Here is a 21661-nt window from a genome sequence, read left to right as displayed (position 1 = left end):
AATGGCACACAAAAAAGCTGGTGGTTCTACTCGTAACGGCCGCGATTCAGAAAGCAAACGTCTAGGTGTTAAGCGTTTCGGTGGTGAATCTGTACTTGCAGGTAACATCATCGTTCGTCAACGTGGTACTAAGTTCCACGCTGGTAACAACGTAGGTATCGGTAAAGACCACACTCTATTCGCTCTTACTGAAGGTAAAGTGAAGTTCGAAGTGAAAGGTCCTAAGAACCGTAAGTTTGTAAGCATCGAAGCTGAGTAATTAGGTTTTTAACCAAATTATTTAATAGCTTTAAGCTGAATTCAAAAGCCCTGCCGAATCGGCGGGGTTTTTTATTTGTGGCAGTCGACATATCGAAGTTTCTCGCTAAGATCCTAAACGATTTGAATCTGGGAGCTTAGATCTGTCATCTGCTAAAATTGTCGGATGACATAGTAAGATTTAATCCACGCACGAAGTAGTCGGAGTAAAAGATGAAGTTCGTAGATGAAGCGGTAGTAAAAGTTCAGGCTGGTGATGGCGGTAGTGGCGTTGTCAGTTTCTGGCGTGAAAAATTCATCACTAAAGGTGGCCCTGATGGCGGTGATGGCGGTGACGGTGGTGATGTTTATATCCAAGCCGATGAAAACCTAAATACCCTGATTGATTACCGTTTCCAGCGCTTCTACGAAGCTGAGCGTGGTGAAAACGGTCGCGGTGGTAACTGTACAGGTAAGCGTGGTAAAGACATCGTTCTTCGTGTACCTGTGGGTACGCGCGCTGTGGATATCCACACAAATGAAATCGTGGCGGAAGTTGCTGAACACGGTAAGAAAGTGATGATCGCAAAAGGCGGTTGGCACGGTCTAGGTAACACGCGTTTCAAATCTTCAGTAAACCGCGCGCCTCGTCAGAGAACATTGGGTACAAAAGGTGAAGTACGCGAAATTCGCCTTGAGCTCTTGCTTCTTGCTGATGTGGGTATGCTTGGTCTACCTAATGCTGGTAAATCAACCTTTATCCGCGCAGTATCAGCAGCAAAACCGAAAGTCGCTGATTACCCATTCACGACTTTGATCCCAAGCTTGGGTGTCGTAAGTGTCGTACCAGAGAAAAGTTTTGTTGTTGCAGACATCCCTGGTTTGATCGAGGGTGCAGCAGATGGCGCTGGCCTTGGTATTCGATTCTTGAAGCACTTAGAGCGTTGTCGAGTGTTGCTGCACATGATCGATATTATGCCAATTGATCAGTCCGATCCGGTGCAAAATGCATTGACGATCATTGATGAATTAGAACAATACAGCGAAAAACTGGCAAGTAAGCCGCGCTGGTTAGTGTTCAACAAAGTTGATCTAATGCCTGAAGAAGAAGCGAATGAGAAGATCCAAGAAATCTTAGACGCACTAGGCTGGGAAGACGAGTACTTTAAGATCTCGGCGATCAATCGTAACGGTACTAAAGAGCTTTGTTACAAACTGGCTGACTTTATGGATAACCTACCTAGCGAAGAGGAAGAAGTGGCTGAAGAAGATAAAGTTAACTTCATGTGGGATGATTACCATAAAGATGCGATGGCGGGTAAAGACGTTATCACTGAAGATGACGACGACGATTGGGATGACTGGGACGATGAAGAAGATGACGGTCACGTTGTCTACGTTCGTGACTAATCAGAACGGTCAAACAATGCCTGTTTGCCTATAATTCATTAAGCCGCAATTATTTATTGCGGCTTTTTTTGTATCTAAATCATATTTAGGTGATGTGATTTACGGCACAATAACTGATACGTCGTGTTTTTTTGAGGGTTAGTTTGGCCCTCGCGCGTATGAATGAGTAACACCCTAAAAGGAATTAGACTTATTTATGACTCTAGAAACCATACCGCCTAGAGAGTTGGCGGTATCTACTCAACGATCGATTTCTCGTCTTGTCGCCCAAGCCGGACAAATGCTACTTGCTCATGGTGCTGAAAGTACTCTTGTGAGCGATATTATGCGTCGTATTGGCCTTGCTTGTGGGGTGAATGAAGTTGCGGTAGCACTATCAGCTAATGCATTGGTTGTGACGACGGTAATGGATGGGCATTGCATCACCACCACCCGAAGCTGCGCTGATCGTGGCATCAATATGCGCGTTATTACGCAAATTCAACGAATCTGTATCATGATGGAACGTGGTTTGCTCGATGCAACCATGGCGCAGAAAAAGCTGAACGCTATCAGTCCAGAGCGTTATAACCGCTGGTTGGTGGTGTTTATGATTGGCTTGTCTTGTGCGGCATTCAGTCATCTAGCTGGTGGTGATTGGGGAGTCTTCATCATGACCTTTTTAGCTTCAGCTGGTGGCATGATCGTTCGCCAAGAAATTGGTCATCGTCATTTCAACCCTCTATTGAACTTTGCTGCGACCGCTTTTGTGACTACCTTAATTTCAGCACAGGCGGAAATTTACCAAGTCGGTAATCTACCTACCGTAGCAATGGCATCGTCAGTATTAATGCTTGTACCTGGTTTCCCACTCATTAACTCTGTCGCAGATATGTTGAAAGGCCACATTAATATGGGGATTGCTCGATTTGTGATGGCTAGTTTACTAACGTTGGCGACATGTTTGGGGATCGTTGCTGCGATGAGTGTAACTGGAATTTGGGGGTGGGCTATCTAATGAGTTTATTTGATTTGATGTTTGGCCTGTTGAATGACATGTTTTTTGCGGCGATTCCCGCCGTAGGATTTGCATTGGTTTTTAACGTGCCACAAAGAGCTTTAGTGTATTGCGCTGTTGGTGGTGCGATTGGTCATGGTAGCCGCTACTTGATGATGCAGTTTGGCATTCCTATTGAGTGGGCAACCTTTTTTGCCGCGACGTTAGTTGGGATGATTGGTGTGTACTGGTCTCACCGTTTTCTCGCGCATCCAAAAGTGTTTACTGTGGCTGCTTTGATCCCGATGGTGCCGGGTATGTTTGCGTACAAAGCAATGATCGCTATGGTAGAAATCAATCATGTTGGCTACTCACCCGAGCTTGTCGCAACCTGTATGGAAAACTTTCTTAAGGCCATGTTTATTATTGCAGGTTTAGCAGTTGGTCTTGCGGTTCCGGGGCTGTTATTCTATCGCCGCAGACCAATTGTATAAGGACCTAACATGATCATTAGTATGATTGCCGCGATGGCCGACAATCGCATCATTGGCAAAGACAATCAAATGCCTTGGCATCTTCCCGCCGATTTCGCTTGGTTTAAGCGTTGTACCATGGGAAAACCGGTTGTGATGGGACGCAAAACCTATGAGTCTATTGGTCGCCCTTTACCTGGTCGCTTGAATATTGTTATTAGCCGTGATGAGACACTAAAGATCGAAGGTGTCACTACCGTAACATCGATTGAGCAGGCTCTGGAAGTCGCAGGTGATGTGGAAGAAGTGATGATCATTGGTGGTGGTGCGATTTACACCACTTGTCTGCCTATGGCCAATAAACTGTATGTAACACACATTGAAGCGGCCATTGATGGTGATACTCAGTTCCCAGATTGGGGAGACGAGTTTAAGGAAACTTACTCAGAAATGTATCAAGCCGATGAGAAGAACGCCTACAACATGCGCTTTACTGTGTTAGAAAAGTAATTCGAGATTAACACCGCGTAGTTAATACGGTAATGCCGTTCGTATAACAGCGAGCGGCCATCCCAACCTACCGTCATCCTGAAAAGCGACGAAAGAGCGAGATTCAGGAGCCTCTATACGAGTACTTTGTTGTCAAAGGTATTTCTATCTATTCGCAGCGCGAGGATATTAGATTTCTAGTCTCGTTAAGGCTCGTTGGAATGACCCTACAGGAGGTGTTAAGTGACAGGTATTCCTCCTACTATGGATTATCGACTGTTATTCAGTGTTTAACTTAACGCATCCTGAGTAAAAATTTTCTTATCTTCCCAACGGATCATGGTTAGGCTTCCGCCCCAAACACAGCCAGTATCTAGCCCGATGACTTCGCTGTTCATATAACCTTGCAGTGCAGCCCAGTGCCCAAAGAGCACCGCTTTGTTTAAGTGGATACGTTTAGGCACATCAAACCATGGAATAAGTTCGTTACCGGAAACTTGTTGCGGTGGCAATTTACAATCCATATCCAAACGACCATCAGGGAAACAAAAGCGCATCCGCGTAAAAGCATTGATAATATAACGGTATCGCTCCAAACCCTGTAGAGAGTCATCCCAAGAATCAGGTTGATTGCTGTACATGTTTTTTAATAGCCAAGGGAGCTTTCCACTTTGGATGATGCGCTCAACTTCACGGGCACACTTTCTCGCTGTTTTTAGATTCCACTGCGGTGATATGCCAGCATGACACATCACGAACTCGTGATGCTCGGCCAATAGAGGTTGCTGAGCTAGCCATGTCAGTAATTCCTCTTTGTCAGGGGCCGTGAAAATAGGTGCGGTTCTATCTTTGTCTTTGACCTTTTTTATCCCGTGAGCCACTGCGAGAAGGTGAAGGTCGTGATTACCAAGCACCACGATTGCGCTTGCGCCAAGTGACTTCACAAAGCGTAACGTTTCTAGTGATTTAGGCCCTCTGGCGACCAAATCACCAGCAAGCCAAAGTTGGTCTTTTTTCGCAGAGAAAGATACTTTTTCTAGTAGTCGCTGCAATTCATCAAAACAGCCTTGGATGTCACCAACAATATAAGTAGCCACTGAATCTCCAATTTACTAATTTAAAACATTTGGAACAGCCAAGCGAAATGGTTCGATTTCGGTGATGAACTCTTGCCCTTTCTCATCCAGCATTTTGTAGTGTCCTTGCATAACGCCGACAGGGGTTTCTAACGCGGTTCCGCTACTGTACGTGTATTCATCATTGCTTGGAATAAAGGGCTGCTGGCCTACCACTCCGTCACCTTCAACCGTCATTTGCTTGCCATTCGAGTCTGTGATTAGCCAGCGGCGGCTCACTAACTGTACGGTTTGCTGGCTAAGGTTTTTGATGGTGATGATATAAGCGAAAACGTAGCGTTGTAGCTCTGGGTTGGACTGTTCTTCGATGTATTTGGTGTGAACTTGAATTTTGATGCAAGGTTGAATGACGTCCATGTGCACTCCTCAGAAACGTAATATCCCAATAATAATAAGCCAAACCTACAAGGGTTTGGCTCATTGTTTGAGTTCTTAGTGCTGCGGGTTATCCGCAAGCCAGTTCGCCATTGCGACGAATTGTTCTAGCGTCAGGTTCTCTGGACGCATGCTTGGATTAACACCTAGCTCTTCTAGTACTTCTGTGCTTAACAACGATTTGTAGCAGTTACGAACTGTTTTACGACGTTGGTTAAAGCCTTCACGACAAACGCGATCGAGCAAACGCAGATCTTTCGCCGGGCATGGCAGCTCTTCGTAAGGCACTAAACGAACAACGGCAGAATCCACTTTCGGTGGTGGAACGAATGCCGTTGGCGGTACTTCCAGTACCGGTACCACTTTACAGTAGTACTGAGCCATTACCGTTAAACGGCCGTAAGCTTTGCTGCCAGGGCCGGCGGCTAAGCGGTTTACCACTTCTTTTTGCAACATAAAGTGCATGTCTTGAATGTCTTTATGGAACTCGAAAAGGTGGAACATCAATGGTGTAGAGATGTTGTACGGCAAGTTACCAAAAATGCGCAGCTTGTTGTTTGGCTTCACTAGTTGAGTGAAGTCAAAACGCATAGCGTCACCCTCATGGATGGTCAACTTATCTGCCAGTTCAGGGTGAGTACGTAGGCGTTCCGCCAGATCGCGGTCTAATTCGATAACTGTGAACTTATCTACTTCACGACCTACTGGCTCAGTGATTGCACCAAGACCAGGACCGATTTCAACCAGGTTTTGACCTGGTTTTGGGTTAATCGCTGATACGATTCCATCAATAATGTATGGATCGTTCAGGAAGTTTTGACCAAAACGTTTACGCGCTTTGTGTCCTAAATGGACATCATTTCTCATTGTTTCTTCTCTACCAAATCTATCGCATGCGTGAGCGCTGTTCGGAAACTCCCTGTATCCGCTTGACCTGTCCCTGCCAGATCTAATGCAGTACCGTGGTCCACCGATGTTCTAATAAAAGGTAGACCAAGAGTAATATTTACTGAACGACCAAAGCCTTTGTATTTTAATACTGGCAATACTTGATCATGGTACATGCCTAAAACAGCATCAGCATCATTTAAATATTTTTCATTGAAAATGGTATCAGCGGGCAGAGGGCCGATCAGGTTGATACCTTTTTCTTGTCGAATTTTTTCCAGTGTCGGAGTGATGGTCTCGATCTCTTCACGACCTAAGCAGCCATCTTCGCCAGCATGAGGGTTAAGCCCGCAAACGTAGATGTTTGGTTGTGCGATAGCAAACTTTTCTACAAGGTCTTTATGAAGAATATCGATGATTTTTTCTAATCGCTCTTCGGTGACAGCTTTGGACACATAAGCTAAAGGAATATGTGTTGTAACCAGCGCCACGCGTAGTCCTTCCGTTGCTAGCATCATTACGACTAGCGGCGTTTGTGACTTCTCGGCGAAAAATTCAGTATGACCACTGAATGCAACACCTGCGCGATTAATCACCCCCTTATGAACAGGGCCGGTGACAATAGCATCAAATTCATCATTCATACAGCCTAAAGCCGCTCTTTCTAGCGTTTTTAGTACATAGTGGCCATTCGCTTCATTGAGCTCGCCTGCGACCGCAGGTTCCGATATTTGGATATGGTCAACGATAAGCGTGCCCGCTTTTTGTGCTTTAGGTGCTTCTTCTGGACTATAATCAGACAGTTGGACTTCGATGCCAAGCTGCTTGGCTCGCTCCGTCAGCATATTCTTATCGGCACAGACGACAATTTGGTGCGCCCAATCTTCTTTCGATAGGGCAAGCACTAAGTCTGGGCCGATACCCGCAGGTTCCCCTGCGGTTACGACAATTCTACGAATTGTATTAGTTGTCATTGTTGTCATCCACGATTTCAACAAACGCACTTGCGCGTAGCTCTTGCATCCATGCGCCCGCTTCTTCATTAAATTTACGGTTAAATAGAATACGGTAAGCTTTGTTCTTCATCGCTGAGTCAGTACGGTCCACTTGGCGACGATCCAACACTTCAACGATATGCCAGCCGTGAACGGTTTTGAACGGTTCGCTGATTGAGCCAACTGGCAGAGTTTCTACTTGGTGCTTGAATTCTGGCACGTAAAGATCTGGCGTTTGATAACCTAGTTCACCGTCTTGTGCTGCCGAGCCAGGATCTTGACTGTATTGTGTTGCCAATTGAGCGAACGTTGCCTCACCGGCTTTGATGCGGCGTACAAATTCATTCAGTTGCTTCTTCGCCCCTTCGTCGCTCAGAATCACGGTTGGTTTAATCAAAATATGACGCGCATTTACTTCCGTTACCGCAACCGTTTCTAGGCCTTTTACATCCTCTATTTTTAGGATGTGGAAACCAACGCCACTACGGAATGGACCAATAATGCTGCCTTTGTTTTGCATCTTGATCTGATCAGCAAAGATGGTTGGCATCTCTTCTTTACGCATCCAGCCCCAATCACCACCTTGTAAAGCTTTAGGACCTTTAGAGTAGGTGTAGGCCATCTCCGTAAAATCTGCACCTTCGTTTAGCTTTTTCGCGAGCGCTTTAGCTTCTGCTTCTACAGCAGATTTTTCTTTATCGTCAGAGAAGCGCAGTTGAATGTGTCCAATTTTGTATTGAACAGTCGCATTGGTTTCTTGTGATAGTTGTTCCGTAAGGCTATCGACCTCTGCTGGAAGGATATTAATACGGCGACGAACCAGTGCATTGCGGGCTTCTGATGCGGCGATTTCCTTACGAATTTGTTCGCGGAATTCTGGGTAACTTAAACCTTCACTTTCTACAGAAGCAGCGAGTTGTTCTACCGATTGCTCATTATTACGTGCGATCTCTGCAATCGCTTGGTTTAAACGGTTGTCGTCAATACGCACACCAATACGGTCTGCTTCTTGGCCTTGCAACGTATCAATGATAAGTTTTTCAACGACTTGTTCTTTTAACACGCTGGTAGAAGGTAAGCTCTTTCCACTTTGACGTGCGTTGGCTTGCAGCGTTTTCATCGCTGTTTCGATGTCGCTTTGTAGAACTACACCGTCGTTCACGATGACCGCAACCTTATCGATCTCTACTGGTGCTGCAACCGCTCCGCAAGAGAGTAGGGTCGTGAATAAGATTGATTTCCAAATTTTCATTTAAAATTCCGTCAGTATTTTTGAATAGGCGTCTTATTCATTTAAGACGCCTATTTTGATTAATTGTTCAGATAGAATGGGCGGCCGTACTTAATCGCGTTGTCAGAACCATCCAGTTCTTTGACTGCAGTGTCTTCACGCTGATTGGTCGCAAAGCCTTGAATACCGAAGTTAACGCTAAAGTTATTTTCGTATTCAGGTGATGCCCCAGTGCTGCCGATAGTTTGGTTTTTCCAACCAAGCAATTGGTTGGCGTAAGTCACACCAATGTACCAACAGTCAGACTGGTAACGCAGGCTCGCTAGCCATTCTAGGTCCGCATTTTCATTGAGGTCGTAGTAGTATTGACCACTTGCAGACCAGTTCGGGTTGAACTCGTAGGCCGCTACAATACCTGCTTGTGAAATGCCTTTACGAGTAATTGTGTCTAGGTTTTCGAGAATGATCGTATCTTCGATGTATTCACGCGTGACGTAACGATAGTTACCCTGAATAAAGCCACCGTTAAATTGGTACTCTAAGGTACTGTTCGCCAACTGCATGGAGCTCAAATCGATATCGTATTGAATTCCACCGTGATAGAACAAGTAATCGTTGTAGTTGAAATCGGCTTCAATCGCCCATGATGAATAGTTGGTGGTCTCATCCGGAAGATTTGGGCTGTTGCTCAGTTTGGTCTTTTTATCGAAGTAGTAAATCTGACCAAATGAAACGTTAAGACGCTCTTTATAGTCATCATCAAAGAAGCGAGTACTCGCACCGTAGCTTAACTGGTTCGCAGAGGCGATTTTATCAATGCCACTGTACTTACGACTGCGGAATAGCCCGTAGTAGTCGGTTTGTAGCAAGGTGGTATCGTAATTGTAGATGTTGGTTTGATCTTCTTCAGGTACGTACAAGTACTGCAGCTGAGGCTCCAGTGTTTGGGTGTAGCCCTTGATCCAGCTTGTATCTCGTTCTAAGTAAAGTTGCGCATGCGTACGGAACTCAGGAATAACACGAGAAACTTCATCATCCAACTGGTTTTGCAAGTTTACATCTGTCAAACCCGTTAAGTCTTGAGAGTAATACGTAGAGAGCACGCGCGCTTCTGTTGTCCACGTTGCCCATGAGTTTGAGAGCGGTAATGTAAGCCCTGGTTCAATGTGAACACGGGTCGCATTTGGTCGCGCAGCATCGCTCGTATCGAAGCGGCTGACTTGGCTCTTCACGTCAAAGTTAAGGTAATCTCCCCACAACGGCGTGTAGTAGTTCAAGTCTAACTGAGGAAGCAGGCGATAAGGGCGGTTCTCTTCTTTCAATAAGATTTGGAAGTCACGAACGGTTAACGAGGCATCCCAGAAGTCAGAACGATATTGTACTTGTCCTTCTTGAACCAGTTGACCATCTTCACGGTTACCAATGTTGGAGTCGAGATCGAGGAAGTAATCAATATCACTCACTTTTGAGTAATCGACTTTGACTATCCACTGTTTATTGATGATACCGTCGTGTTTAACTTGGTAGCCCCAACGAGACTCGTCCTGATATTTGCGATCACTATTGAGGTATTCGCCTTTGATTTCCCCATTTCCCCAACCATCTGTTAGGTAGCGGAAATCAGTATCGAGTTTTGTACCACGTTGCTGCATATAGAGCGTGGTGAGTGTCATGTCATATTGAGGCGCGATGTTCCAATAGAATGGCACCTCGACTTCCATACCATCACTAGAACCATACGATAAAGAAGGGAAGAGGAAACCCGTTTTACGCGTATCTCCAATTGGCATGGTTAGATACGGCACATAGAAAACAGGCACATCTAACACTTCAAATCGAGGGTGGTGCAGCGTCGCTGTCTCTTCATCTTGGTCAACATCGATGCCTGACGCAACCAATCGCCATGAATTATCGCCTTGAGGGCACGATGTGATAGAGCCGTCTTCGAGTTCATAAACCGACTGACCTGTGCGAGCGATATAGGCTGCAGTGCCTCGACCTTGTTGGCAAAGGAACTGATAATCAGTGTTCTCAAGTGAAAACGTATCTTGATTAATGTCGTTAGTAACACGATCAGATCGAGCTTTGACTTGGCCGTCATTGAAAGTCACGTTGCCTTCGGCAACCACGACGTTGTCTTGTTGGTGCAGCGTTACGCTATCTGCGGTAATTTTCTTCTGGCCTTGGGTGACTTGTACATTACCTGAGTACTGAGCTTTGTCACCATTGATGGCTTGCAGGGTGTCAGCTTCTACCACTACTGGGGTATTAAGAGCGTCCTCCTCGCCACTTGTATCGACCAAACATTGATCTGTGGCGGGCATTTCCTGCACACTATCATGGATATTCGCTTCAGCTTGAGTGGTGGGTACAAACAAGGCGGTGCTGATAGAGGCCGCTAAAAATGTGCGGGAGAAATGTTGCATTGAATTGAACTTTCCTGTGTCACTACTACTCGATGGCTATAGGGCTTGTTGTACCCTAGCGTAATAGCCAAATGAATCAACTATAGTCGCATTTATCCCAGCGTATTGATTCACTGTGGCATAATGACGACAAAATAGCTGCAAAGATAAGCAGGCGAAATGGCCTAGCCGAAATAAAACTAATTCCATTATCATAAAGGAAATCGTTGCATCCGGCACTATAAGACCGCCGTCGTCGATAAAAATTCATTGATAGAGAACACATAATGCATATTTTTGGCAAAATTCTGGGTGCCTTTTTTGGCTTGTTACTTGGCGGGCCGCTAGGTTTACTCTTTGGCTTATTTATTGGCCATCAATTCGATAAAGCACGTCGCTTGAGTCAAGCCGGGTTCTCTACTGGCTGCTTTGGAAAAGGGCCAAGTCAAGCTCAGCGCCAAGAAGAGTTTTTTAAAGCGGCGTTTGCGGTAATGGGACATGTGGCAAAAGCGAAAGGCCAAGTCACCAAAGAGGAAATCCAACTGGCTTCAGCCATGATGGACCGCATGAATTTGCATGGCGAACAGCGTCGCGCAGCGCAAGACGCGTTTCGTGAAGGTAAAGACAGCGACTTTCCGTTAGAAGATGTTCTTGTTCGTGTGAAAATTTCGACAGCTGGTCGCTTTGACTTGTTGCAATTTTTCTTAGAGCTGCAAATCTCGGCGGCCTTTGCAGATGGCTCGATCCACCCGAGTGAACGAAATGTACTACACAAGATTGCACGTGGTTTGGGTTTCTCTTCTGAGCAATTAGAGCGTCGTTTGCAAATGCAAGAAGCCGCATTTCGTTTCCAAAGCCAGGGCGGTTTTCATGGTCAGCATCAAGGCCAATCTTCAGGTGGTAGCTGGCAACAAGCTTCACAAGCGGATCAGTTGGCCGACGCGTACAAAATTCTGGATGTGTGTTCAGATGCAGACAGTAAAACCGTTAAGCGTGCTTATCGTAAACTGATGAACGAGCATCACCCGGACAAATTGATGGCTAAAGGTTTACCACCAGAGATGATGAACGTCGCGAAAGAGAAATCTCAAGAGATTCAAAACGCTTACGATCTTATTAAGAAGGTTAAAGGCTTTAAGTAGTCGGACGTTTTCTATCAAACATTTGGATGTAAAAAAGGGCACTCAGTGCCCTTTTTTTTTTCATGTCTTAGTCTTTGAGTTGCCGGTGTCTTTAGCTTTTGGCCTATTATGTCCCTAATGCTAATTGACCTCACATCCCCCAGTTTAGTTGGCTTGATTCAAGTCCCAATCGTATTCGTATTTCACTTTGCCAGAGAAGTTTTTGTATTGCGGTGCGTACTTTGCGATGTGTTTGAAGATTTGTTTTTCTCCACCAAAGTCCGTTGCAAACCAATCATAAATAGAAGACAGCTGTGCCGTGTTACCTTGGATAGATACGCCTTTGCTGCTGTTGATAAATGTTTTGGCGGCACTATCCAGTAGAGCTTGCGTGTTGTCAGCAGTGAATGCTTGAGATTGCAGATTAGGGCATCCTAGGCTGGCACAGTTAACCGCGTAATGCGTTCTTGGGTCATTCCAAATTGGACGCAAAATTCGATGTTCAATATCGTTTAAAGTTAGATCCTTCCCATTGACCACGACCACATCGTCTCCCCAAGGACCAAAGCTAAATAAACCACCTAGCTTGGTGATTGATTCGACTGGATAGTTATCCAAAATAAGATCTACCGTGATGGCGTTGTAAAGGTTTACCCAATAGGCATATTGCTCTGCTTGGTTGTATTGTAGAGGGTCTAGTTTTGCCAAACGCTGGATGTATTGTTTCAGCTTAGTTTTATCGACAGAGGAGACTTGGCTATAACGAAACAAGGTATTCTCGCCTTGTTCAACTAAATAAGTATCGAGCAGTTGTTGCCATTCTTGATGAGAAATTTGGGTTTGGTTGGCTTGATTCGATTGTTTCCAATATGGCCATAAGTCGGATTTAGGCGCGGACAATGTCGAGAAAGAAACCAGAGCACACAACAGCAATAACAGACGCTTCATAGAGATACCTTTGAATGAGATATTGTTGATAGTGTAGACCAGTTTAGTGCTTGTTTTCTTTCAGTAATCAGTGGCCTTTATTCGCTGTCATTCCGAGGAGCATAAGCGATATCAGGAATCTAATACCCACAAACTCTTGAGTAAAGACAGTATGAATCTGCACAGTGCGCTCTGGCAGTAGATCCTGAATTACACTCCTTCGTCGCTGTTCAGGATGACGAATTTCAACAGAGGCGTTCGGTATTCTGTAAGCAAAGCGATATGAGAACAGTTACCCAAAACATTAAAAGGGCCGACAATTGCCAGCCCTTGATTTGTGTATTTACTAACGCGTCTTAACACAAGAAGCTTGGAATATTCGCTTCGTACTCGGCAATCTTATCTTCGTGCTGAAGGGTTAGACCAATGTTGTCCAAACCGTTTAGCAAGCAATGACGACGGAACGAATCGATTTCAAAGCTGTACTCTTTGCCGTTGGCACGAACCACATTCGCTTCTAGGTCGACCTCGACTTCTGCACCTTCATTCGCCTCAACAAAATGGAAGATTTCATCCACTTCTTGCTCAGTCAAGCGAACTGGTACCATTTGGTTGTTGATTGAGTTGCCGTAAAAAATATCGGCAAAGCTTGGAGCGATCATCGCTTTGATGCCGTAATCCGCTAGTGCCCACGGTGCGTGCTCACGAGATGAGCCACAGCCGAAGTTCTCACGAGCCAGCAAGATAGACGCGCCTTGGTAGCGAGGTGCGTTCATCACGAACTCTGGATTTGGCTGTTCGCCAGCATCGTCTAGGAAGCGCCAGTCATGGAATAGGTGCTTACCAAACCCTAGGCGGGAGACCTTTTGTAGGAACTGCTTTGGAATGATGGCATCAGTATCAACGTTCGCTGCATCTAGAGGAACAACTAAGCCTGTGTGTTGTTTAAAGCCTGACATTGGTTTGCTCCTTAGTCTAGTTCACGAATATCTACAAAGTGACCAGCAATTGCTGCCGCCGCTGCCATCGCAGGGCTCACTAGGTGGGTACGGCCATCACGACCTTGGCGGCCTTCAAAGTTACGGTTTGAAGTAGACGCACAACGTTCATGTGGGCCCAAACGGTCATTGTTCATTGCTAGACACATCGAGCAACCTGGTAGGCGCCACTCAAAGCCCGCTTCTTTAAAGATAACGTCCAAGCCTTCCGCTTCTGCTTGCGCTTTTACTTGCTCAGAGCCAGGAACGATTAGCGCTTGAACGTGAGGCGCGACTTTGCGACCTTTCGCTACTTCAGCGGCTGCGCGCATGTCTTCGATACGTGAGTTAGTACAAGAACCAACGAAGACTTTATCAACGTTGTAATCAGACAATGACTTGCCTGCCTCTAGGCCCATGTAAGCCAATGCTTTTTCTGCCGATGCTTTTTCTACTGGGTCGGCAAAGCTTTCTGGTGCTGGGATCGGTTGATCTACTGCGATCACTTGGCCTGGGTTAGTACCCCAAGTGACTTGTGGTCTGATATCCGCTGCGTTTAGTGTCACGACTGCATCAAACTGAGCATCATCGTCCGTTTTTAATGTTTTCCAGTATTCTACTGCTGCATCAAAGTCGGCACCTTGAGGTGAGAATTTACGGCCTTTGATGTATTCGAACGTGGTTTCATCTGGCGCAATCAAACCGGCTTTCGCACCTAGCTCAATTGCCATGTTACATACGGTCATTCGGCCTTCCATTGAAAGGTCTGTGATCGCTTCACCACAGAATTCAACCACGTAGCCTGTACCGCCAGCTGCTGTCGTTTCTCCGATGATTGCTAGCACAATGTCTTTCGCAGTAATGCCCGGAGCCACTTTGCCTTTCACTTCGATCTTCATCGTTTTAGCGCGCGCTTGTTTTAGCGTTTGAGTCGCTAATACGTGCTCAACTTCAGATGTACCAATACCAAAAGCTAGCGAGCCGAATGCACCGTGTGTAGCAGTGTGCGAGTCACCACAAACAATGGTCATGCCTGGTAGGGTAATACCAAGCTCTGGGCCCATAACGTGCACAATACCTTGGTATTTATGGTTGATGTCGTAAAGCGTAACGCCAAATTCTTCACAGTTTTTCGATAGCGTTTCCATCTGGATACGTGCCATCTCACCGGATGCGTTGATGTCTTTGGTGGTTGTTGAAACGTTGTGGTCCATGGTGGCAAAAGTTTTGCTGACCTGACGCACTTTGCGACCTTTTTCACGCAAGCCGTCAAATGCTTGCGGAGACGTCACTTCATGTACCAAGTGACGGTCGATGTACAAGATTGGGTTTTCCCCTTCTGCTGCGACGGCAACGTGTGCGTCGTAGACTTTTTCGTATAATGTTTTGCCCATTGTTTGCTTCCTTTCCTCGTCGCCTTTGCCGCAATAACTGCGTTAGCGACACCCATTTATCCAGTTATTTAGCGAACTAAACGCCTTAATATAAATGGGCTTGCTGCCTTGCTATTGCACCAATGACTTAGAGGAAAGCCATTGGTTGACCGAGGATTTAGTATTTATTATGAATCTGTTTTGTATTAAGAGTTTAAGATGTACTCAGCGATCTTATCGCCCATCTCAGACGTCGAAAGTGCTGGGTTGTCACCAGCAAGGTCACCCGTAAGCTCACCCGCTGATAGTGCTTTTGAAACTGCCGCTTCAATGTCTTGTGCCGCCGTTTCCTCACCTAGGCTATAACGTAGCATCAGTGCCGCAGACAGGATTTGTGCCACAGGGTTAGCGATGTTCTTACCTGCGATATCTGGTGCACTGCCACCTGCTGGCTCGTACAGACCGAATTTGCTTTCGTTTAGACTTGCTGATGGCAACATACCCATAGAGCCTGTGATCATCGCGCATTCATCAGAAATGATGTCGCCGAAGATGTTTGAACACAGCATTACGTCGAACTGAGCAGGGTCTTTGATAAGCTGCATAGTCGCGTTATCAATGTACATATGTGACAACTCGACATCTGGGTAGTCTTTTGCGATTTCTTCGACTACTTCACGCCATAAGATAGAGCTTTGTAGAACGTTCGCTTTGTCGATAGAGCACACTTTCTTGCGACGTAGACGAGCAGATTCAAAAGCGATTTTTGCAATACGTTCGATCTCAAAGCGGTGGTACACCTCAGTATCAAATGCTTTTTCTGTTGCGCCTTCACCTTCACGACCTTTCGGTTGGCCGAAGTAGATACCACCCGTCAGTTCACGGACTACCACGATGTCAAAGCCGCGACCCGAGATGTCTGCACGTAGCGGTGAGAAAGCTTCAAGACCTGAGTGAATTTGCGCTGGACGTAAGTTACAGAACAGTTGGAAGTGTTTGCGTAGTGGCAGTAGGGCACCGCGTTCAGGTTGGTCATTTGGTGGTAAGTGCTCCCACTTAGGGCCGCCAACCGAGCCGAATAGGACTGCATCAGACTCTTCACATGCTTTTATTGTGCTCTCTGGAAGTGGGCAACCGTGATTGTCGATCGCGATACCACCTACATCATGCTCGTCACGCTCAAACGCAATACCATGTTTCTTTTCGATTGCATCCAATACTTTATGTGCCTGCGCCATTACTTCCGGGCCAATGCCGTCACCGGGTAGGACGGCAATTTTGTACGATTTGTCTGTCATGTTAATCCTTTAAGTTTTCTAATTTTGAGCTTAATTATTTCAACGAGCGTGTTCTTTCCTGAGCCGTGTAGCCCGGTTGTTATTACACAGTCGCAATCTTTTTCTGCTTCATTTCTTCGATTTTATCTGCACGATGAATGCTGTTAATAACGTGCAATAATGCTTGGCCGGAAGCCTCAACGATGTCGGTGGAAACACCCGTACCGTGGTATTTGCGACCTTTGTAGTTGGCAATGATGTCTGCTTGACCCAAACCATCTTCACCTTCACCTTTCGCGGTTAGGTCGAATTTATCCAGAACGATGTCGTAGCCTGTCACGCGGTAGATACATTGGTATAGCGCATCAACTGGGCCATTACCGACCGCTGCTTCACACATTTCTTCATCACCGCATTGCATTTTGATGCTGGTGGTAGCCATTACGCTGCCAGACTGCACGCTTAGGTAGCTCAATTTGTAGAAGTCATCTTCTTCACGCAAGTTCGAGAAGTGCATTAGGGCTTCTAGGTCGTAATCGAACACTTGGCCTTTGCGATCAGCAAGTTTCAAGAAATCCGCATACAGCGCGTCTAGGTTGTACTCGTCTTCGTTGTAACCCATGGTATCCATATGGCTCTTCACGGCAGCGCGACCGCTGCGGCTGGTTAGGTTCAGAGCTTGGTTTTTTAGGCCAATAGACTCAGGGGTCATGATTTCGTAGGTATTCTTATTCTTCAACATGCCATCTTGGTGGATGCCTGAAGAGTGGCTAAACGCATTTGCACCCACAATTGCTTTGTTGCTTTGAATAGGCATATTGCATAGCTGGCTAACCAACTTACTGGTGCGGTGAATTTCATCATGCTTAATGCCAGTGTGAACGCCCAAAAACTCTTGACGAGTCTTGATGATCATTGCGATCTCTTCAAGTGAACAGTTACCCGCTCGCTCTCCAATGCCATTGATCGTGCCTTCTATCTGACGTGCGCCAGCTTGAACGGCGGCAATAGAGTTGGCAACTGACATCCCCAAATCGTCGTGACAGTGAACGGAGATGATCGCTTTATCAATGTTCGGAACGCGGTTAAATAGGGTTTCAATAATCCCACCAAACTCACTTGGTACGGTGTAGCCAACGGTATCTGGAATGTTGATTGTACTCGCACCTGCATTGATGGCGGCTTCTACCATGCGACATAGGTTGTCGATTGGAGTACGACCAGCATCTTCACAAGAAAACTCGACATCATCAGTGTAGTTACGTGCATGTTTAACGGCGTTGACTGCCATTTCTAGTACATCGTCGTAGCTGCGGCGTAGTTTGTCTTCTACGTGAATGGTGGAAGTGGCTAAAAACGTGTGAATACGGAATTGGTCAGCCACTTTTAATGCTTCAGCGGCAGCATCAATGTCTTTCGCAACGGCACGCGAAAGGGCACAAACTCGACTGTTTTTTATGTTTTTTGCGATGGTTTGTACAGACTCGAAATCACCTGGTGAAGAGATTGGGAAGCCAGCTTCGATAACATCAACGCCGAGTCTTTCCAGCGCATAGGCAATCTGCAGTTTTTCTTTAACCGTCAAGCTTGCTGACAACGCTTGCTCGCCATCACGCAATGTGGTGTCGAATATAATGACCTGATCGTTCATGTTTGCTTCCTTCCTGATTTCTGCACTTTTGCGCAAGTGAATCGTTTACTTCCAGTATTTAGATATAAAAAAACCCGCATTCTCATGCGGGTTCTTAGAAATTGGTGTGGTTATTTTTCTTCCACAGCCTACCCGCGCGAACTGGTCACGATCAGGAGGAGGCTAAGCAGGATAGAAAAATGCGCTGACATAGTTGTTAAGCTTTCCACATAATTAAGTTAACAAATTAGTACCGCACTCCATGAAGCGCGTCAACCCTAAAGTCGATTTTTTATTCATATCGGATGAGTCTTTTCGTTTGCTTGAAAAAAATGATGCACTAAGTGAAACGACATGATGCGATAGAAACGTGCTAGAAGAAGTAAGTTCTCATCAAGTTTGCGACGTTTCATTACCAAAACAAGCATCGGGATTGCGACTTGTCACACAAAGGTCCGAATTGTTTGGCAAAAGTTTTGAATGACCATTTATAGTAGTGCAGTTGCACTAGGTAAAAGAAATAAGGGTTAGGGAAAGAATGAGGTTAACAAAACAATTTGGACGTTCAGCCATAGTATTTACTCTGGTCAGCTTGTCGGGTTGTCAGCTGTTTCAATCGCAGACCTATGTGGAAGTGGCTTCCCCCGTTGTTATGAATGATCACTCGCAGAGCGTCATGGTTATCAATGATCAAATGGATCGATTTTTGAGTTATGAGGGACGCGAATCGTTCTTGAATCAGATGCTTGTTGCCCTTGAGTCTGACAGCCGAAATAAGTTTAAAGGTAAAGATCCGGAAACGTATTCTTGGTGGAAGATCCGCGTTCAACCTAGTGAGAAACAGCAAGCGGAAGTTTTCCGACCAACCACTGAAGGTGTCGATACTTCAAACCCAGTAGAGTTTATGGATGTTTCTTACCGCTCTAAGACCACATTAAACCTACGCTCTAAACCGAGTCTTGAAGGGGCAAAGCTTGGCGTATTATCGAAAGGGGAAGTCTTTAATGTGCTAGCAAAAGTGGTTGATCAACCTTGGTTTCTCGTTGAACAGAAAGGAGTGATAAAAGGTTATGTCCATAAGGATTATGCGCGCAGCAATGTGATAAATCGTGACATTTTATCTACTCAGCCTAACCCTCTACTAGAGCCTAAATCGAGTAAAACGGAGCAAACGAGTATAGAGCATGAACTGTCGGGAAACTATACTTGCCGCTCACTGAGCTATGAGCTTACAAAAGATGGCGACATGACGACGGGCTCTTTGCGCGCCTGCCGCAAGAAGAGAAAAGTCTGGTATATAGACACCCCTCAACCGCAACCAGCAAACCCTTCTTAATGTTCTATTTTTATGGTTATGCCCAATAGATAAATTGTTGGGCACACCTTAATTTGGCCTTTGTCATTAATTGTCCAAATTCCCGTCATGCTGTTGTCACCTAAACCTCCTACTTTTCACACAAAGGCGTTGTCAAAGTAAGGAAAGGTCACATGCGAACCATAGAGACAATTACACAGCCAATTGCAACCATTGCTAAGTTTGATTTAGCGCTCTCTAGTGTTTGTCTTAAGCACCGTTTTAATCAACAAGTCGCCAATATCAGCAAAGGAGTCTCCCACAGTGGTGACGGGCATCTTTACTTGGTGTTGGGTTTATTAGCTTGGTATTTAGATAAGGAGCAAGGAGTCTGGTTTTTACTGGCGGGTTTACTTGCTTTTGCTATCGAGCTACCAATTTATTGGACGCTGAAAAATAGTTTTAAGCGTCGTCGCCCTGAAGAGCTTAGTGCACTCCTTCCTGCTTTTATTACTCCCTCCGATCGCTACAGTCTTCCTTCAGGACACACTGCCGCTGCGTTTGTCATGGCGACGCTGATTGACCATTTCTATCCGAGCCTAGGCGTTGCTGCATTCTTTTGGGCAAGTTTAATCGGAACCGCGCGAATCTTATTGGGTGTGCACTTTTTTACCGATGTCATCATTGGTGCACTGCTTGGCAGTCTTTGTGGTGGATTAGCGATTGCGATGTTAGGAGGCTAATTGATGAAAATCTTGTACGGTGTTCAAGGGACAGGAAACGGACATATTGCACGCGCAAGGGCGATGAGTCATGCGTTTAAAGAGCACAATGTTGAGGTCAACTTTTTGTTTTCTGGGCGAGCGCCGGAAAAATACTTTTCAATGGAAGCATTTGGCGATTACCAGACTCGCCGAGGCTTCACCTTTATTACCGAAAAAGGCTCTGTAAACTACGCGAAAACAGCATTGAATAACAATTTGGTGCAGTTTTTCAAAGAAGTTAAGCAACTCGATCTGTCGTCCTACGATCTTATCATTAATGATTTCGAACCTGTGACTGCGTGGGCAGCGAGACAACAAAATAAGCCTTCTATTGGTATTAGCCACCAAAATGCTTTCCGTTATCCGGTGCCACTAAAGGGAGCAAGTTGGTTAGATAAATCCGTCATTGAATACTTTGCGCCTTCTCAACATCACCTTGGTTTGCATTGGCATCATTTTGATCAACCTTTGTTACCACCAATAGTGCATACCGTCGATAGCCAAGCAGAAAACGACGACTTCGTGTTGGTGTATCTGCCGTTCGAATCGATAGAAGATATCTCGGACTTATTGTTCCACTTTAATCAACAAGCGTTTATCTGTTATCACCCGGATGTGATCGAATGTGAGCAGGTAGAAAACATAGAACTGCGCCCTTTATGCCACAGCAACTTCCAGCATCATTTGCATCGCTGTAGTGGTGTCATTGCTAATGGTGGGTTTGAGCTTCCTTCAGAAGCCTTGTCTTTGGGGAAAAAATTGTTACTAAAGCCACTCGCGGGTCAATTCGAGCAGCAGAGCAATGTTGCGACCTTAGAAGATTTAGGGCTTGCGATGTCGATGGAGAGCTTAGACATTTCCGCAGTACGCCAGTGGCTAAAGGAGCAACAAGCCGAAAGTGTGAAATACCCAGATGTTGCTCAGGCTATTGTTCATTGGGTACTGCAAGGTGCATGGGATTCAAAAGCAGAGTTATCCAGACAACTGTGGGAGCAGGTTGATTTTCCAAGTTACGTGTCGAACATTTAAGTACGTTGTTCAGTACACTGTTCCTTCCATTTTTGACACGATTTTGTTGCAGCCTTTCTGTTTAGAAGGCTGCATTTTTATTCTTCCTCTCTCATTTCTATTCAGTGTGTATTTGCTGATAATTTGACTGATAAGTGCAAAATTCAATCAGAGATATAGCTGTCATCTGTTGTTCTTATTCCAACTAATAACTGAGCTAAATGCATGCTTGTGTTGACCGCCTGTCCTATCAATTTGCTAAATACGTCCTCAAAGAATGCATTTTTACGTGTTTTATAGTTTTTTATGTTTTTATCAAGTCTTTGTTATTTAATAAATAAATACCTAATTGGCTAAAATTTACTGATTAAATATCAATCTAGTTGCGAAACCGCAATCGATTAGTTGATAGTACAGTTCGAGCCGGAAGTATCCGGACGATAAATATAATAAAAAGTTAGGTTATCTATTCGTAAAATGATTCGAATCCAGCCGCCGTCTTTTGTGCGAGATGGGATTCTATTCGTTATGAATTTAATGAACAAAGTTGACGATTACAAAAGAGGCGCACTCAATGTTAGAGAAGAAAGACGCGATGAGCGCAATTGCTAGCTACCGTATGGAAAGCACTTTGCGTGGTGTAGATTTAAACCTACTGACTGTATTTGATGCTGT

At 45.3% G+C, this 21661-nt stretch carries 20 protein-coding genes and 1 pseudogene; 10 read left to right on the top strand and 11 right to left on the bottom strand.

Features of this window, described 5'->3' with window-relative positions:
• Nucleotide 1: 1 nt before the first annotated feature.
• The 5 genes from rpmA (at nucleotide 2) to folA (ending at nucleotide 3606) form a co-directional block, all read left to right on the top strand.
• Nucleotides 2-259, top strand: a complete 258-nt coding sequence (rpmA, locus tag R7E47_RS09940; RefSeq protein WP_005383095.1) for a 50S ribosomal protein L27 — start codon at nucleotides 2-4, stop codon at nucleotides 257-259.
• A 212-nt stretch (nucleotides 260-471) separates the two neighbouring features.
• Nucleotides 472-1647, top strand: a complete 1176-nt coding sequence (gene cgtA, locus R7E47_RS09935; protein ID WP_318084202.1) for an Obg family GTPase CgtA — start codon at nucleotides 472-474, stop codon at nucleotides 1645-1647.
• Nucleotides 1648-1843: 196 nt separating this feature from the next.
• The gene (locus R7E47_RS09930; RefSeq protein ID WP_132936735.1) at nucleotides 1844-2644 is read left to right on the top strand and encodes a threonine/serine exporter family protein; all 801 of its coding nucleotides are present in this window, start codon (nucleotides 1844-1846) and stop codon (nucleotides 2642-2644) included.
• Nucleotides 2644-3117, top strand: coding sequence for a threonine/serine exporter family protein (locus tag R7E47_RS09925; RefSeq protein WP_213891731.1), 474 nt, complete (start codon nucleotides 2644-2646; stop codon nucleotides 3115-3117). Before R7E47_RS09930 ends, R7E47_RS09925 begins: the two co-directional genes overlap by 1 nt.
• 9 nt (nucleotides 3118-3126) lie before the next feature.
• Nucleotides 3127-3606 carry a type 3 dihydrofolate reductase gene (folA, locus tag R7E47_RS09920; RefSeq protein WP_005379666.1) on the top strand — a complete coding sequence of 160 codons (480 nt, stop codon included), beginning with the start codon at nucleotides 3127-3129 and terminating at the stop codon, nucleotides 3604-3606.
• 269 nt (nucleotides 3607-3875) lie between these two features.
• Here the strand turns inward: folA and apaH are convergent, their stop codons facing one another.
• From apaH to lptD, 6 genes are all read right to left on the bottom strand, one after another.
• On the bottom strand, nucleotides 3876-4682 hold the full coding sequence (apaH, locus tag R7E47_RS09915; RefSeq protein WP_213891732.1) for a bis(5'-nucleosyl)-tetraphosphatase (symmetrical) ApaH: 807 nt from the start codon (nucleotides 4680-4682) through the stop codon (nucleotides 3876-3878).
• A gap of 15 nt (nucleotides 4683-4697) precedes the next feature.
• Nucleotides 4698-5078: a Co2+/Mg2+ efflux protein ApaG gene (apaG, locus tag R7E47_RS09910; RefSeq protein WP_005379668.1), complete on the bottom strand. Its 381-nt coding sequence runs from the start codon at nucleotides 5076-5078 to the stop codon at nucleotides 4698-4700.
• A gap of 75 nt (nucleotides 5079-5153) precedes the next feature.
• A complete protein-coding gene (gene rsmA, locus R7E47_RS09905; RefSeq protein WP_005379669.1) occupies nucleotides 5154-5963 on the bottom strand; it encodes a 16S rRNA (adenine(1518)-N(6)/adenine(1519)-N(6))-dimethyltransferase RsmA in 810 nt (269 codons plus the stop codon).
• Entirely contained in the window at nucleotides 5960-6958 is a 999-nt protein-coding gene (pdxA, locus tag R7E47_RS09900) for a 4-hydroxythreonine-4-phosphate dehydrogenase PdxA (RefSeq protein ID WP_318084199.1), read from the bottom strand. Before pdxA ends, rsmA begins: the two co-directional genes overlap by 4 nt.
• Complete coding sequence (gene surA, locus R7E47_RS09895) at nucleotides 6948-8231, bottom strand: peptidylprolyl isomerase SurA (protein WP_171345719.1); 1284 nt, start codon at nucleotides 8229-8231, stop codon at nucleotides 6948-6950. The genes pdxA and surA overlap by 11 nt, the downstream gene beginning before the upstream one ends.
• Before the next feature lie 59 nt (nucleotides 8232-8290).
• The gene (gene lptD, locus R7E47_RS09890) at nucleotides 8291-10636 is read right to left on the bottom strand and encodes an LPS assembly protein LptD (RefSeq protein ID WP_033906028.1); all 2346 of its coding nucleotides are present in this window, start codon (nucleotides 10634-10636) and stop codon (nucleotides 8291-8293) included.
• 266 nt (nucleotides 10637-10902) lie between these two features.
• Between lptD and djlA the strand changes: the two genes are divergently transcribed.
• A complete protein-coding gene (djlA, locus tag R7E47_RS09885; RefSeq protein ID WP_258483285.1) occupies nucleotides 10903-11757 on the top strand; it encodes a co-chaperone DjlA in 855 nt (284 codons plus the stop codon).
• Nucleotides 11758-11901: 144 nt separating this feature from the next.
• Here djlA and R7E47_RS09880 read toward each other — a convergent pair whose 3' ends face one another.
• The 5 genes from R7E47_RS09880 to leuA all read right to left on the bottom strand — a co-directional run bounded on the left by R7E47_RS09880 (nucleotide 11902) and on the right by leuA (nucleotide 17941).
• Nucleotides 11902-12684 carry a DUF547 domain-containing protein gene (locus R7E47_RS09880; RefSeq protein WP_005383074.1) on the bottom strand — a complete coding sequence of 261 codons (783 nt, stop codon included), beginning with the start codon at nucleotides 12682-12684 and terminating at the stop codon, nucleotides 11902-11904.
• Between the two features lie 335 nt (nucleotides 12685-13019).
• Complete coding sequence (leuD, locus tag R7E47_RS09875) at nucleotides 13020-13622, bottom strand: 3-isopropylmalate dehydratase small subunit (protein ID WP_258483283.1); 603 nt, start codon at nucleotides 13620-13622, stop codon at nucleotides 13020-13022.
• Between the two features lie 11 nt (nucleotides 13623-13633).
• On the bottom strand, nucleotides 13634-15034 hold the full coding sequence (leuC, locus tag R7E47_RS09870; RefSeq protein WP_005383069.1) for a 3-isopropylmalate dehydratase large subunit: 1401 nt from the start codon (nucleotides 15032-15034) through the stop codon (nucleotides 13634-13636).
• A gap of 185 nt (nucleotides 15035-15219) precedes the next feature.
• Nucleotides 15220-16311, bottom strand: coding sequence for a 3-isopropylmalate dehydrogenase (leuB, locus tag R7E47_RS09865; protein ID WP_005379683.1), 1092 nt, complete (start codon nucleotides 16309-16311; stop codon nucleotides 15220-15222).
• An 82-nt stretch (nucleotides 16312-16393) separates the two neighbouring features.
• On the bottom strand, nucleotides 16394-17941 hold the full coding sequence (leuA, locus tag R7E47_RS09860) for a 2-isopropylmalate synthase (protein ID WP_005379685.1): 1548 nt from the start codon (nucleotides 17939-17941) through the stop codon (nucleotides 16394-16396).
• A 517-nt stretch (nucleotides 17942-18458) separates the two neighbouring features.
• On the opposite strand from leuA, the gene R7E47_RS09855 reads away from it, so the two are divergent.
• The 4 genes and pseudogenes from R7E47_RS09855 to leuO all read left to right on the top strand — a co-directional run.
• Nucleotides 18459-19256, top strand: a complete 798-nt coding sequence (locus R7E47_RS09855; protein ID WP_047101941.1) for an SH3 domain-containing protein — start codon at nucleotides 18459-18461, stop codon at nucleotides 19254-19256.
• 152 nt (nucleotides 19257-19408) lie between these two features.
• Nucleotides 19409-19957, top strand: a complete 549-nt coding sequence (locus R7E47_RS09850) for a phosphatase PAP2 family protein (RefSeq protein WP_005379690.1) — start codon at nucleotides 19409-19411, stop codon at nucleotides 19955-19957.
• 3 nt (nucleotides 19958-19960) lie between these two features.
• Complete coding sequence (locus R7E47_RS09845) at nucleotides 19961-21007, top strand: MJ1255/VC2487 family glycosyltransferase (protein ID WP_054576647.1); 1047 nt, start codon at nucleotides 19961-19963, stop codon at nucleotides 21005-21007.
• A gap of 553 nt (nucleotides 21008-21560) precedes the next feature.
• A pseudogene (leuO, locus tag R7E47_RS09840) lies at nucleotides 21561-21661 on the top strand (transcriptional regulator LeuO); the annotation flags it as partial.

Origin of the sequence: Vibrio sp. Vb1026 (genome assembly GCF_033338745.1) — a bacterium.
Classification (GTDB): domain Bacteria; phylum Pseudomonadota; class Gammaproteobacteria; order Enterobacterales; family Vibrionaceae; genus Vibrio; species Vibrio alginolyticus.
This window is presented reverse-complemented; position numbering and strand designations above follow the sequence as displayed.